General features: G+C 48.0%; 8 protein-coding genes. All 8 read right to left on the minus strand.

Annotation, left to right across the window (positions count from 1 at the left end; all coding sequences use genetic code 11):
- Nucleotides 1-20: 20 nt before the first annotated feature.
- Complete coding sequence (locus CPIN_RS23875) at nucleotides 21-1,727, minus strand: RagB/SusD family nutrient uptake outer membrane protein (protein ID WP_012792415.1); 1,707 nt, start codon at nucleotides 1,725-1,727, stop codon at nucleotides 21-23.
- Between the two features lie 22 nt (nucleotides 1,728-1,749).
- On the minus strand, nucleotides 1,750-4,827 hold the full coding sequence (locus tag CPIN_RS23880; RefSeq protein ID WP_012792416.1) for a SusC/RagA family TonB-linked outer membrane protein: 3,078 nt from the start codon (nucleotides 4,825-4,827) through the stop codon (nucleotides 1,750-1,752).
- Nucleotides 4,828-4,851: 24 nt separating this feature from the next.
- Nucleotides 4,852-5,814: a DUF4961 domain-containing protein gene (locus CPIN_RS23885; protein WP_083781141.1), complete on the minus strand. Its 963-nt coding sequence runs from the start codon at nucleotides 5,812-5,814 to the stop codon at nucleotides 4,852-4,854.
- Nucleotides 5,815-5,835: 21 nt separating this feature from the next.
- Nucleotides 5,836-6,264 carry a DUF5004 domain-containing protein gene (locus CPIN_RS23890; RefSeq protein ID WP_012792418.1) on the minus strand — a complete coding sequence of 143 codons (429 nt, stop codon included), beginning with the start codon at nucleotides 6,262-6,264 and terminating at the stop codon, nucleotides 5,836-5,838.
- Nucleotides 6,265-6,274: 10 nt separating this feature from the next.
- Nucleotides 6,275-7,984: a RagB/SusD family nutrient uptake outer membrane protein gene (locus CPIN_RS23895; RefSeq protein ID WP_044219583.1), complete on the minus strand. Its 1,710-nt coding sequence runs from the start codon at nucleotides 7,982-7,984 to the stop codon at nucleotides 6,275-6,277.
- 137 nt (nucleotides 7,985-8,121) lie between these two features.
- Nucleotides 8,122-9,582: a RagB/SusD family nutrient uptake outer membrane protein gene (locus CPIN_RS23900; protein ID WP_012792420.1), complete on the minus strand. Its 1,461-nt coding sequence runs from the start codon at nucleotides 9,580-9,582 to the stop codon at nucleotides 8,122-8,124.
- Between the two features lie 109 nt (nucleotides 9,583-9,691).
- The gene (locus tag CPIN_RS23905; protein WP_012792421.1) at nucleotides 9,692-12,793 is read right to left on the minus strand and encodes a SusC/RagA family TonB-linked outer membrane protein; all 3,102 of its coding nucleotides are present in this window, start codon (nucleotides 12,791-12,793) and stop codon (nucleotides 9,692-9,694) included.
- Nucleotides 12,794-12,976: 183 nt separating this feature from the next.
- A complete protein-coding gene (locus tag CPIN_RS23910) occupies nucleotides 12,977-15,289 on the minus strand; it encodes a GH92 family glycosyl hydrolase (RefSeq protein WP_245552031.1) in 2,313 nt (770 codons plus the stop codon).
- Nucleotides 15,290-15,292 lie beyond the last annotated feature (3 nt).

Here is a 15,292-nt window from a genome sequence, read left to right on the forward strand (position 1 = left end):
TTTCATGTCAGGAATAAAGCTTACCATCCAGGATTCTGGCGCATATTGTCGTTTTTCACTACCTCGTCGTACGGTATAGGATACAGGTACATTTTCGGGGCACTGAATACCGGTTTGAAGACTTCCGCTACGCTATAAGACAGATCTCCACCGTTGCGGATGATGCTCATGCCATGCAGCGGATTACCATACACCTGCTGTGCGATCTTCCAGCGACGGATATCCCAGAAACGATGCTCTTCAAAAGCCAGCTCTATACGACGCTCATTGCGGATCTGCTCACGCATTTCATCCTGAGATAAACCCGGACGTAAGCCATACAGCCCATTATCTCCAGGTGTGATACCGGCACGGGCACGCAGGTCTTTCAATACCTGGTACACCTCTCCTGTTGGCCCATTGTATTCGTTTTCCGCTTCTGCGAAATTGAGCAGCACTTCGGTATAGCGCAGCAGTATCCAGTCATGACTGGTATTACTGTATTGGGTCGCATTCTCAAAATTGCCCATGAACTTGCGCATATAGTACCCTGTCTTGGTACCAGGTTCCGCTCCGCCTGGTCTGTGCTGACCGCCTTCATACGTTTGTATCTCCGTATTCAGCCATCTCGTACCATTGTAAATGATGCTCATGGTCAGACGTGGATCACGATGTGCATAAGGCGCATTCGCATCATATCCTGAGGCCGGGTCGGTAATGGGTAACCCTGCATCCGTAGGAAACGCATCTATCAACTCCTGTGTCGGATTGGTACGACCACGGGCTACCTGCGCAAAACCTACGGGACCGTTCGTTGATTCTATATCCGTTGTATTGCCTCCCTGACGGAAAAAGATGACCTCACTGTTATTCTGTGTGATGAAGATATCTTTGAAGTTAGGCAGCAAAGAAAAAGTCTTTTCATCTATCAACGCTTTTGCTGCATCTGCCGCCAGTTTCCAGCGCTCTTTATTATAGCCGGTATAACCGGTGAGTGGATTGCCTGCATCGATATTCTCTCCGTTAAACAGCGGACTCGCAGCATACAATAATACCTTTGCTTTTAATGCAAGTGCTGCACCTCTGGTAGCACGGTGACTGTTCAGCTCCGGCGCTACAACGGGATTCGGACGCAGACTATCCTTGATCGCATCACATTCACCAACGATATACTGTACGCATTCCTCAAAAGAACTACGTGGCACCTGTACATCATCTCCTAATTCCCTTACTTCATCACCCATCAGAGGCACACCTCCATAACGCTTCAGTAATTCGAAATAAAACAGCGCCCTGATAAACCGCGCCTCCGCCTTCCAGGCATAACGCACAGAATTACCATTTGGCAACTTATCCTTCACCGGAGAAATATTGATATTGGACACAAAGATGCTTGCCGCCCGGATAGCCGAATAAGCGCTGTTCCAGGGTGTTTCTTCCGCAATCGTCTCAAAAGAGGTATAAGCGCCTGTCGCCAGTTTAGACACGCTGGTAGTACCCGTAAAACCAGAAATAGCATCATCAGAGGCTGCATCCAGCAGATCTCCGCCTACGCGGTTGTAACCGCCGGGTAATTTGGAATACACCGTATTCAGGAACTTATTCGCATAAGTACCCAGGGAATCGTCTTTATCAAAGACATATTCTATCGTCACTTTCTCAAGCGGTACCGCTTCGTAATCCTTTTGGCAGGCCACCAGGGCAATCAGGAAGCCGGCCAGGAGAAATATAGTTGGGAATTGCTTCATGTTACTTCATTTAAATGGCTGACTAGAACTTAATATTCAGACCTGTATTCAATACCCGTTGAATCGGATAGGCGCCTACTCCTACCTCTGGATCTACAAAATCATAAGGCGCATGTGTGAACAGGTTTAACCCATTGGCAAAGATTTTCACCCCGCCCAGTTTCAGTCGCTGCACCCATACATAAGGCAGGTTATAGGCAATGCTCACATTCTTCAGACGGAAGTAATTGCCGTTACGCACCCAGAAAGTAGAACTGGCTTTATTGTAATTGTAGTTTGCATCTGCCGACAAACGAGGATAGGTGGCAGTACCGGCTGTTTCAGGTGTCCAGCGGCCAGTGATCTGTTCGTAAGCCTGTCCGTAAGTGAAGTTGAGGAACTGGAACCCTAACTCTGTAGCAAAATTGGCTACGTAGTTCGTGCGGTTACTAACGCCCTGCAACAAGGCACTTAATTCCAGTCCCTTCCAGGAAATACCGGCGCTGATGCCATAGTAAATACGTGGACTGGATTTACCAATAGGCGCTTCATCAAACTGATTGATCGCACCGTCTTCATTCAGGTCTTTATATTTGATATCGCCGGGTAATGGCTGGTAACCGGTAATGACAGGCGCAGCGGCAGCTTCTTCGGCTGTCTGCAAAAAGCCATCTGCAATATATCCGAAACGCATACCTACCGGCTGTCCTGTTCGTTTATTCCATTCATAATCGCGGCGTTGTTCATCCATGAAAATCACCCTGCTCTGCTCCATGCTGCCATTCGCAGTGATGAAATAATGAAAGTCGTTGATATCAGCCTGCCAGGTCACCGTCAGCTCTCCTCCTTTGTAAAGATTGATGCCGATGTTCTCCGGTGGATAGGCAGCTCCGGATAAAACAATACTCTTACCTCTTATCTGTAAAAGATTCGCGTAACGGTCCTGGTAATAATCTACCGTTACCTGCAAACGGTTATTGAACAGGGAGATGTCAACACCTACGTCTATCTTACGGGCTGTCTCCCATGAAATGTTTGTATTCGCCAATCCGTTTTCCTGGAAACCTGATCCTGGTGAACGGGCAGTACCTTGTTCATAAATACCACCGCCTATACCATTGTTCTCACTGAAATCCTGACGCCAGATATAGTAGCCCGAATTATCAATTCCATTGCCTGTCTGCGCATAGGTGGCCCGCAGCTTCAACTGATTCAGCCAACCTGCCTGGTCCTGCATAAAAGCTTCCCTGGCAATATCCCAGCCGATGCCGCCTGCATAGAAAGTACCGTATTGTCTGCCGGGCATATAACGGTTATAACCGCTTCTGTTGATGGCAGCCTCCGCAAAGTATCGGTTGCCATAGTTGTAGGTAGCCTTCGCTGAGAGGTTCGTGGCTTTACCGGGAAGGTCATAGTTGAAGATCGTCTGTCTTCTGTCCGCCAGTACAATGGCACTCAGTCCATGCGCACCAAACTGACGATCATAATTGAGAGAGACCTGTCCGAAGAAATACTGTGCATTGAAAACAGAGATAAAGTCATTGTGCTGGGTCACCGCCTGTCCAAACCTGGCATAAGTAGTATCGCCCTGTGTGATGTTCATTTTATAGACAAGATCCTGCTTACTACGGTTGATTGCATTCGCGGACTGGATCGACAGGTTGCCCTTGCCTTTCAGCGACAAACCAGGCAGCCAGTCACCCAGGTCATAACGGAGGTCCACATTCGCCATCACGTCTTTGCTATTGTCCTGGATATAACCACTGTTGACCGTAGATGACAGCAGATTGGTGGTCAGGTTACCTGTACCACCCCAGCTGCCGTTGATATTGGTGATAGGATAGGCTGCATTGGAAGTAGAAAGCAGATCATTCAGTATTTTACCGGTACCCGCTCCTGGTTGTGTACCTTCCTGTAAACGGCCGAATAACTGCATACCGACATTCAGGTTACTGGTGACGTCGATATTGACGTCTGTGTTGATCAGGTATCTTTTCAGACCGGCATTCGTCGTATAACTATTCTCTGGTGATGATTTGAAGATACCCTGTTGACCGGTATAGTTCAGTGATACGGAATAACGGGCCACATCGCCACCGCCGTTGATGTTCAGATTATATCTTGACAAAGGCGCATTATCTCTCAATACCTGGTCATACCAGTTCACATCAGGGTGACCATAAGGATCTGAATGATCACGGAATGCACGGATGTCTGCTTCCTTGTATAAAGGCGCTTTGCCGTCATTCTGCAAAGCTTCATTTAACAGGTATGCATACTGCCAGGCGGGTAATGCCTTCGGCATACTTAAAGACTGCTGTATCGCTGTCTGTGCGGTAAATGACAGACGCGGTTTACCGGCACGGGCACGTTTGGTGGTCACCAGTAATACGCCCCGCGAACTACGCTGTCCCAATAAAATAGTAGACAGTCCATCTTTCAGTACCGAGATAGATTCAATATTCTCCGGATCTATAGAATATACATCCCGTTGTACACCATCTACGATGGTGACAGGCGTTTGTCCGCGCAACCACAGATTGATCTCCGAGTTGTCATTCGCTTCCAGTGCACCCGATCTCGGGATGTTTCCTACAAACTGATCCACATCAAAGTTATTCCCGGTACCCGGATTACGGAAACCGCTTGTTTGCTGGGTATACAATCCTGCAAGACGTCCAGGTAATGCATAGGCATATAAAGTAGCCGGTGTAGCTGACAACTGGCTGGTATATACCGTGCCTATAGCGCCCACACTGCTGCGACGATCCGCTTCTCCGTATAATACAGGGATGTGCTCCGGGTTAGGAATAAAAACTTCCTCCATACGCAACACGACAGTATTTTCTTTCACAACATGTTGCAGCTGTTTATAGCCGGGATATCGCATTACGAGAACGCTGTTACGCCCGGCTGCTAATGTAAATTTACCTGCTGCATCAGTCAATGTGGTGTCGCCTGTTCCCTTAACGTAAACAAGTGCTTTTGCCAGCGGCTGACCATAAGCATCTACCAGTCTGCCGCTAATACCAGCAGACTCCTGCCCGTATACGCTGCCGCAAAGCAGGCATAGCAGACAGCTAAGTGCAGAGATATATCGTTGAATATAATTGAGTGCCATTGTATAATTTTTATGCGACATGTTTTACTGGCATTTGAACGTGTAGACGAATGGATTGGCCGTATTACTGTAACCCACTTTTGTAGTACCACTGGCATCTGTAAAGAAGTATTCTATCTTCTCCAGCTTATCCCCTTCCTGCATACTGAAATGCGCACGGGGCCAGAAAGTAATAGCCGATTTCCTGCCGGTATAAGGCTTCAGCTTCGACTGGTCAGTCTGTATACAGGCATCGAGCACTTTACCGGTACTGGTATATGCTTTCGCACACAGATAGATATTCGCTTCTCCGCTGAGGGCTGTAGATACTACATCCGGATCAAATGAGACGGTCAGCAGGTCATTGTCTGTCGCTACGCCAGGTGTTACCGCCCCGATCTGCGGATTACAGAAATCAGTCAGATCACTGATACCATCACTTACAGTAAAGCAATCCATAAAGCGGCTTTTATACACGTTGTTAGAACCGAATACATCGCTGAGTCCTTCCGAACTGGTACCCACGAAATAACCGGTTTTAAACTGTACGCTCTCCGGACCAGGCATTGTTTTAATCGTTACATTAATCGTCTCTTTTACGCCCTGTGGCACGTTATAGGACTGTTCCGTCCAGAACACCACCCATTCCAGGTCGTCTGCCATAAAGTTGCCGCCCATGCCGAAACGGTTCTTCAGGGCTGCCGGCCAGTTTTGTCCGCCGCCGGCATCTACACTCAGTGGTACGGGTACCATTTTACCGCTACCATAGGTTGTAGTGGTATAAGTGATGGAGGAGTTAGCACTGGCCTGCCAGTTCTTAGGCGCCAGGAAACCAATGATCAGCCGCACATTAGACCGCCCGCCATCTGCTACATCGATGCGCGTTTCCATCGTAATGGTCATCTCTTCGCCAGGTCTGGCATCGGCAGGTTGCACCACTTTATCGAGGAACACACAGCCTGCCAGGAACAGCAGCATCCCGCTTATAATCCATATATATTTTTTCATATCGTGTCGTGTTGAATCAGGTTAGGGAGCCACTCTTTCAAGTGTGTACAGATAAGTATTGGATGCGCAACCGGGACTGAAGGAAAACACCATGTTACGTTTACCATTCACTACCGGGTAAGTAAAACCGGTACTGACAGCCGCATCAGTACCCGTTTGCAGGAACGAGATGCGTAAAGGATACGCAGGATCATCCAGTGAATAACTCCCGTTTTTGTTCACGACAAAAGGCATCGGATTTTCAATATTGTACTGACCCTCTTTGAAATGTATTCTGAACTTCGTGAAATCTGTCAGCGTGGTAATTTCTACGCCATTCCGGACGGCCTTGACGATACGCCACTCACCCGAAATGTCTTTTATCTGCTCAGGCACAGATATTTCCTGCCGTTTGCAGGCATTGATACTGAATAACAGTATCAGTAAACAAAAGGAGATGCTTACTTTCATGGTGGTTGTTTTACCAGTTTGGATTTTGCGCCAGTTCGGGAGACTTGGCGGTTTCACTTTGTGGAATTGCCCACAGGTACATAGCCTTGCGGAAATTATGTTTACGTACGGAAAAGGCGGTATAGGTGGCATTGTTGCCATTGCGTATTACTTTCATACCGGTCATCGCCTTGTTCTGTGTCGTCTCGGCGATCTTCCACCTTCTTACATCCCAGAAACGATGTCCTTCAAATGCCAGTTCCACCCTCCTTTCGGCCTGTATTGCCTCCCGCATCTGATCCTTTGAGAGTCCGGCAGGCAATTCATAAGGCATCAGTCCCGCTCTTCTCCGCACCAGTTGTATCGCATCGTACACCGCTTGTGTCGGTCCATCAAATTCATTACTCGCTTCTGCAAAATTCAGCAGTACTTCTGCATACCTGATCAATGGGAAACAACGCTGGCTGCCATGAATAAAATTGGCACTGATATTTTCATCCAGCATCTTCTTTGTATAGTACCCGGTAGGCGTTCCCGCCAGTACGGCGTCCTGGCTCACGCCACTGCCAGCTGTGGTGAGGTAGATATTAACCGGTTCTTTCAGACCGTTATTCTGTATCAATGGCGTCTGGTCACGAATCACCGAATAAGCAAGCCTTGGGTCCCTGTCCTTATAAGGATCCGTTGCGGCATACCCTGAAGTTGGATCCGTGATCGGTTTACCATTGGCCATACCGAAAGCGTCTACGAATTCCTGGTAAGGAAATCCTCCCTGTCCGCCGCCCCGGGAAGGTGGCTGCCAGGCAGTCTCCAGTTCACGGTTCAAGCCCTGCATTTTCGCCAGAATATACTCTGAATTGACACGCAGGGTAAATACTTTATAAAAGCCATAACCCGGCGCCGTAGCATTGTCCTCATACAAGGAATAGGCATTCGAATTTATTACAAGGCCAGCGGCGTCTGCGGCCAGTTTCCATCTTTCGGGCACATTGTCTGTATAACCGGTCAGCGCATTCTGAGGATCTACGTTCCCGCCATTGAACAGCGGACTGGCAGCATACAGCAATACCCTGGCTTTCAGGGCCATTGCAGCGCCACCACTGGCGCGGCCATAATCCTCTCTTACCCGCTCCAATGGCAATGCGCCAGCGGCAGCATCACATTCGGAGACGATATAGTCCACACATTCTTTAAACGTGTGACGGGTGGCCGGGATCTGGTCTGTAACATTGTACACGGAATCGCCGGTGAGCGGTATACCCCCGTAATGCTTCAGGAGGATGGCATAATACCACGCCCGCAGAAAACGGGCCTCTGCCCCCATTACATTACGGATATAGGAAGGAATAGGCGTACCGGGAAGATGTTTCAGCAGGAGGTTGACCCGCCGGATGTTCGTATAACACAAACTCCAGGCGTCCCCGCTGATAATAGAAGGATTGACGGTTCCCGTGGCAAACTGGACAGAAGTGGTGATAGAAGCCGATTTCTGCGGCTCCGCCTCATCACAGGCAGCGTCCAGTCCACCGTTCCCGAAACGGGTGGCATTCTCGGTAAAACCGATGTCAATGTAAATGTTGGTAAGGAATTGTACTGTCCTGGCACTGTCGGAAAAGACCGATTTCTCGTCCAGGTTGCTTGTCTCCGTCTGATCAAGGAAGTTCTTGTCACTGCAGGATACCAGTGTAAGAATTCCCATGCACAGGCCCAGGGAAGCTGCGAACATGAAGGTCAGTTTCATAACGTAATACGTGGTAGCGTTCAGTTTTTGGTGATAAAATCTATGTCCCCATTTTTATAATGACACCTCAAATGAAGCTTACCGCCATCCGGATACTGATTTTATCAAAAATGACCTCCCCGTGCCTGTACAGGGTCCTAATATCCCTGGTTCTGCCGTAGCAGTCCGTTACTTAACTGGATCTCCCTCAAAGGGATAGGCAGGTGATTGTGTACTCCTTCTTTATAACCGGGTAATGTGCCTGCCGCCTTGCCGGTCCGCACCAGCTCAAAAAAGCGGATATGATCGCCAAGGGCCGTTTCTACCCGCTGTTCATGGTAAATATTGTCCAGCGTCACGGTCCCATAAGGGGGTAATATACCCATATCGGTATTCCCGCCGCTTTTGCGCGCCCTTTCCCTCACTTTGTTGACCAGGTCAGTCGCATGCCCAGCATCGCCATTATGCACTGCCGCTTCAGCCGTCCATAACATGACCACGGCCAGGCGGTAAATACGCTCATTGGTCGGACCATCCCCTGCGCCTCCCCCGTTATTGTAAGGAATCTCGTTCTGAGGCAGCCAGTATTTCTTGTTATAGTACCCTGTCTGGCTGGAAGTCGTATTGGCCACCGAACCATCCGGAAGAACGTCGCCATTGGCTATAACGGTCGCTTTTAGCCTCGGATCGCCTGTTTCGAAGCTGTTCACCAGGTTTTGCGTCGGACAAACAAATCCATAGCCCCAGGTATTCCGGGGATTCTGCCAGAGGTTGATATTACTACCCACGTTTTTCCCCGGCACATTCGCCATATTGATCTCAAAGATGGAACCGGTATTGAACTCGCCTGCCGATGTAAAAATCTTTGTATAATCTGCTGCCAGGGTATACTGACCGGAATTGATGATTTCATCCCCTATACGCTGCGCATCCGCCCATTTCTGCTGCCATAAATATGCATAGAGTAACAATGCCTTCGCTGCGCCAACAGTCGCTTTTCCTTGTTTATCAACGGTCAGTTCGCTTTGCTGTGGCAATACCGCTATCGCACTATCCGCATCCAGCTCGATCTGCGCCCATACCTGCGCGGGTGTCGCCTGCGGTTGATTATAATCGCCCGTCTGCAATGGTTTCGTAATCAGGGGTACATTCCCGAATAACTCCATCAGCTGCAAATAAAAATAAGCACGGAAAAAACGGGCCTGCCCGAGGATCCTTTGCTTATCCGTCTCATTCATCGCAATAGGTGGCACCCTGTCCAATACAAGATTAGCCAGGTAGATGCCATGGAAATTCGCCTGCCAGGCGCCTTCTACATAACCATTATCCGGTTTGGCGACAAATAACTTCAGCTGCTGCATCTCCGCCACATCGGAAGCACCACCGCCACCTTTCTCCGCATCATCCGACATAATATCGCCTACCGCAATACGGGTTTCCAATGCAAAGAAATTCTGTGGCCTGGCAGCGGCATAAACGGCATTAACAGCAGCTTCTGCATCAGCAGCTGTTTTATAATATGTAGTGGTGGATAAATGCGCTGTAGGATCCTCTTCCAGGAACTTCGAACAGGAACTGCATATAACAGTAATGACTAAAAGAAAACTAATATATTTCATACAACTGTTTTAAATGGATACGATATGATCTTGCTCAGATGCCGTTTTGATATTCATTATCCTACGTTAATCTTACGTTCCTGAACGTAGGATTAACGTAGGATAAGCATTATAAAGTAAGGTTCAAACCGGCAGTAATTATTCTTGGCTGCGGATAGTTCACCTGATCCTGACCTAGGTTCAGCGTACCGGCATTCCCCCCGAATGTGATCCCGATTTCCGGGTCATAACCGTCATACTTTGTAAACGTCAGCAGGTTTTGTCCCGAGACGAATACCCGCAGTCCGCTCATCTTCCATCTCTCCATCAGTTTATCCGGGAAATTATACCCCAGGGTCACGTTCCGCAGACGCAGGTAAGAACCACTACTGAGATAATAACTGGAAGCACGCGCATTGTAGTTCGGATCATTTGCATTCAGGCGGGGAATGGTATTACTCGTCCCTTCACCATGCCACCGGCCCAGTATCTCCTGCTCCATATTATAGTTCGAAATAAAGAAGCCGTTTGTGTTGTATTTATAGGATTGATAAATCTTATTCCCGGCTACGCCGAAAAAGGACAGGTTCAGGTCAAAGCCTTTATACCCTGTACCCACACTAAAACCATACTGGATTTTCGGGATAGGAGATCCCAGGTAAGTCTGATCCAGATCGTTGATCACTTTATCATTATTCAGGTCTTTAAAACGGATATCGCCAGGCGCTGCATTCGGCTGTGTCGCATGGTTGGCAATCTCCTGCTGGTTCTGGAAAATACCGTCAAATACATAACCGTAGAATTCAGCTACCCGTTGTCCGGCACGTGTCATATTCGGACTACTGAAGATCTGTGCACCCTCATTCTGCAGACTCAAAACTTTATTTTTCAATGTGGAGAGATTCACACCGGCATTCAGACTTACGCCATTGCCAAAGGTGTGATTATAGTCCAGTTGAAACTCAAACCCTGCATTGAACATAGAAGCCACATTGGTCAGTGGACCGGTAGAGAATCCGCTTTCGTATAAAATAGGGATCCTCAGCAGCATATCCTTTGTCTTTTTGTTATAATAATCCACTGTACCACTCAAGCCTTCCCACAACCTGACATCAAAACCGATATCCCATTGGCGTACCTGCTCCCATTTCAGATCAGGATTACCCAGTCCATTAGGTTCAGCAGTCAAAGCCGCATTAGCCGGATTGCCATAGGCATAATAATAGTTGTTAATGGTGGAAGAGAAGTCATAATAACCGGCGCTGGACTGATTCCCCACCACACCCCAGCTGGCCCTTAACATCAATGAATGAAGTGCCTTTACATTGTCAAACCAACCCTCTTTGGTCAGCGACCAACCGACTGAAGCAGAGGGGAAATTACCATACTTGTTATTAGCGCCAAACTTCGAAGAACCATCTCTTCTCAGGGTGGCAGTTAAGAAGTACTTCTCTCTGAAATTATAGTTTACGCGACCGATATAAGAAAGCAGGCTCCAGCGCACCATACTACCGGCTACAGCAGGATTGGCAGTACCGGCATCCAGGTATTGCAGATATGGATCATTACTGGGTTGCCCCTGGTTACTCCCCCTGATAAAATCATAGCTGAACCGCTGCTGAGAAACACCCGCCAGTAATTTTATTTCATGATCATCTCCGAACTTCTGTTCATAGGTAGCGGTGTTATCCCATGTCCAGCTATAGCCGACGGCTTTTGTCTGCGAAAGATTAGGCACAGGATTATTCTGCGCTGCAGACACATAATAAGAAGGCGCAAAAGCTTTATCATCTGAAAAATTCAGATCAATACTCAGGTTGGATCTCAACGCCAGTCCTTTCAACGGTTTGATCTGCAGATAAGTAGCGCCTACAACAGACCAGTTATTGTATGGATGATTTTGGGAGATATTGTTGATGCTGGCAATCGGATGCTGGATATCTGAATACCGGGCAGGCACATAGTTACCGGCTGAATCCAGCAAAGGCACCGTAGGATCCATACTGAGTGCTGACAACAGATCCACCCTGCTGGTAGCGCCTTCTCCCACCAGGTACTGCGTACTTTTCGCAATAGAGATATTTTCTCCTACTTCCACCTTCTCATTTGCCTTAAACGTTGAATTAAGCGATAAAGAAGCACGTTTGAAAGAAGACCCAATGATAATACCGTCCTGGTTAAAATAGTTACCACTCAGGCGGTAAGTAAGTTTTTCGCTGCCACCGGCAAATGCCAGGTCATAACTCTGTATAGGTCCCGTACGGAACATCGCATCCTGCCAGTCGGTGTTCAATGGATACTGAGAAGGATCGCCCCATGGAGAAGCCTGTCCCGCATTCTTATATGCTTCGGTATTCAACGTAATAAAATCCCTGGTATCCAGCATCTTCAATTTCTTCCTGAGTTGCTGTACACCGCCGTAAGCATTAAAGTAAATATGAGATGAATTCTTACTCCCCTTCTTGGTTTCGATCAGCACCACACCATTCGCACCTCTTGAACCATAGATAGCCTGCGAAGAAGCGTCTTTCAATATCTGAACAGAAGCAATATTCGAAGGATCGATCGCATTGATCCCGTTGGCGGTGAGCGGTACACCGTCTACGACATACAGTACATCAGAGTTGTTGATGGAGGTTAATCCCCTGACGCGTACCTGCGCATTTTTACCCGGTGAACCGGAGTTCTGGGTAATCTGTACACCGGCGGATTTACCTTGTAAGGATTGTTGCAGACTCGCAGCCGGCAAGTCTTTGATATCACCGGCATCAACAGAGGAAATAGCGCCCGTCACCTCTCCTCTTTTCTGCGTACCATAACCTACTACCACTACTTTTTCAAGACTGGTCGCCTGGGCCTGTAACACAATATCTACGCGTTGTCTGCCATTAATAAGGATCTCCTGACGGGCATATCCTACAAAAGTAACAACCAGTACATCCTGTGGTGAAGCCTGTATACTGTATGTACCGTCAGGACGGGTCGTCACACCTTTTGAAGGTGCACTGCGTAAGGTTACGTTAGCACCTGGTAAAGGTTCATTCCCTTCGCCGCTTACGCGACCAGTGATAAGCGTATCTGCATACGGCTTAGTAGCAGATGCCTGCACACCCACCAGCAGCAGGACTAAAAAGAAACATAGATGGAATAGTTGAACAAAAGAAAAGCCGGCAACAGGCCCACGCTTTTTATAGCGCATAAAAGGGCCATAGGAGGAAACTGTGGAATACATACATGACCGTTTGAATTAACAAAAACGGGGAGAAGCGGTTAACGTGGACTTCATTTCATAACGCTGACATGCATGTTCGTTGATTAACGACATGGCAGTACCGGTGCGTAAAAAGCAGCTTTCTGCTCTCCCTTGTTGTAATGACACGTTACAACACCGGTACCGCCATTCGTTAAGTTGGATTTATTCTATACCCCAGTCTTTATTGGGTGTTGCTCCCATTTCCAGCAGCAGGGTACCTCCGCTGGCAATATCCGCATGATCGATATGCGCATACTTGTAGGGTTTACCATTTAACCAGGCTTTCTGGATATAACGGTTTGTCGCACTGTTGTTACGCGCAACAATACTGAACTGCTTCCCTTTGGCATAGGTAGGATCAAGCTTTAATGTGATGGCATCAAACACTGGACTGGTGATCTCATAACGGTTGCTTCCCGGACATACCGGATGCAGACCACTGGCTACCAGTACATACCAGGCAGACATTTGTCCGACGTCCTCATTACCAACTAACCCCTCTACAGAATTATGATAAGCGCGGGCGCAGATATCGCGTGTCCATTTTTGTGTCAGCCATGGCGTACCAAGATAATTGAACAGGAAAGGCACATGATGCACCGGCTCATTCGCATGATTATAGTAATCATTCCACATCATGTTTTCCGGCGCCTTATCAAAGAAAGCAGTCAGATCCGCAAGTACCTTTTCCTTGCCACCCATTAACGTAATCATCCCTGGCACATCCTGTGGTACAAACCATCCCTGCTGATATGGACTGCTTTCAATGGTACCATATCCCTGACGCATGCGACCCTCTTCCGGCCATGCCTGCCAGCTGCCGTCATCATTGCGCGGACGGAACCAGGCTTTTGAGCTGTCAAATACATTACGGTAATTAGCGCCGCGTGCTGTATATGTCTGCGCATCCTCTCTTTTATTAAGCAGACCGGCCAGCCGGCCTAAACACCATTCAGTATATGCATATTCCAGTGTTAATGATACGCTTAGGCCGCCGGTAGAATACCCCTTACTGCCATTCCCGAATTTCTCTATGGTATTCTTTGCAAAACCATACGCTTTCTGTACATCGAAATTACGGATCCCTTTTGCATAAGCATCCGTAATCACAGATACAGCAGGATTACCAATCATACAACCACTGTACGCATTCAGTATCTCCCAACGCTCAAGATAATGGTTACCGCTTTCATCCGCGAGTGTCACCAATGAATTGATTTCATCATTTACAACAGCAGGGTTGATAATGGTCTGCAGCGGCATCTGACTGCGGAACACATCCCATCCGCTGAAAATGGTACGTCTGCGGAAGTTTTTATCTGTATGCACCTTGCCGTCGCCACCCATATATTTACCATCAACATCTGCACACTGACGCGGATCGATCATTGTATGATACAGGGCACTGTAGAATACTTTACGCTCTTCTTCAGTACCACCCTTGATAGCTATTTTGCCTAATGCCTGGTTCCACAATGCGGTTGTATGCTGCTGCACACCATCGAAATCCCAGCCTTTTATTTCTGCCTGCAGGTTCGCCTTTGCACCATCGATACTTACGAAAGAGATACCCGCTTTCATCAATACTTTTTCATTCGCAGTAGTAGCAAATTCTGTATAAAAACCAAGGTGTTTGCCGGCCTTTTCTTTTACGCCAGGCAATACAGCGGCCTTCCCGATCTGCTGCTGATAACGGTCGCTTTCAATGTCCTCACGTTTGCGGGACCAGTCATCCGGAATATCAGCACTCCATACGCCGGATTTACGCAGCGGCTTACTGAACTGTGCATAGAAGTATACCGTGTAATTCGCCTTTCCATCACCGTTTCCCCAGCCGCCACCATCAGGGGTACAACGCATATAACCCGCGATGGTATGATCATCGATTACTTTCACTTCCTGCCAGACAGACGTACCACCTACCCTGCGGGCCAGGTCTATCTGTATACGTGATTGCTGATTAGCAGGAAAAGTAAAGCGCAGAATACCGCTATGCGGCGCAGCTGTCATCTCTGCTTTGATATTGTGTTCTGTCAACTTTACACCATAATAACCCGCACTGGCTTTCTCTTCTTCTTTCGCATAGGTAGAGCGATAGCCTTCCTCCGGATGTTCGGGTTTACCGGCAACTGTCTGCAGGGGACCAGTCGTAGGCATCACCAGGAAATTCCCCAGATCGCCATACCAGCCGATACCGCTCATCTGTGTAAAAGCAAAACCCTCTATAGTTGTATGCTCATAACTATACCCGGATCCGTTGTCGCCACCGGTGATCGTATTAGGACTCAGCTGTACCATCCCGAAAGGCGTTGCAGCACCCGGAAAGGTTTTACCCAGTCCGTGATAAATACCGGCCGCTCCGGTGCTCGTACTTGCGCCTATGAATGGATTGACATAGTCAGCAGGCTGTTGCGCTAAACTGATGAAAGGCGCCATGAGTATGGCGCCTGTTAATAGCTTACTATTCTTCTTCACTAT

The sequence above is a fragment of the Chitinophaga pinensis DSM 2588 genome (assembly GCF_000024005.1).
GTDB lineage: Bacteria > Bacteroidota > Bacteroidia > Chitinophagales > Chitinophagaceae > Chitinophaga > Chitinophaga pinensis.

Excerpts from the sequence above, each read along its gene's own strand:
- CPIN_RS23875 (WP_012792415.1), bottom strand. The coding sequence starts at position 1,727 with ATGAAGCAATTCCCAACTATATTTCTCCTGGCCGGCTTCCTGATTGCC.
- CPIN_RS23880 (WP_012792416.1), bottom strand. The coding sequence starts at position 4,827 with ATGGCACTCAATTATATTCAACGATATATCTCTGCACTTAGCTGTCTG.
- CPIN_RS23885 (WP_083781141.1), bottom strand. The coding sequence starts at position 5,814 with ATGAAAAAATATATATGGATTATAAGCGGGATGCTGCTGTTCCTGGCA.
- CPIN_RS23890 (WP_012792418.1), bottom strand. The coding sequence starts at position 6,264 with ATGAAAGTAAGCATCTCCTTTTGTTTACTGATACTGTTATTCAGTATC.
- CPIN_RS23895 (WP_044219583.1), bottom strand. The coding sequence starts at position 7,984 with ATGAAACTGACCTTCATGTTCGCAGCTTCCCTGGGCCTGTGCATGGGA.
- CPIN_RS23900 (WP_012792420.1), bottom strand. The coding sequence starts at position 9,582 with ATGAAATATATTAGTTTTCTTTTAGTCATTACTGTTATATGCAGTTCC.
- CPIN_RS23905 (WP_012792421.1), bottom strand. The coding sequence starts at position 12,793 with ATGTATTCCACAGTTTCCTCCTATGGCCCTTTTATGCGCTATAAAAAG.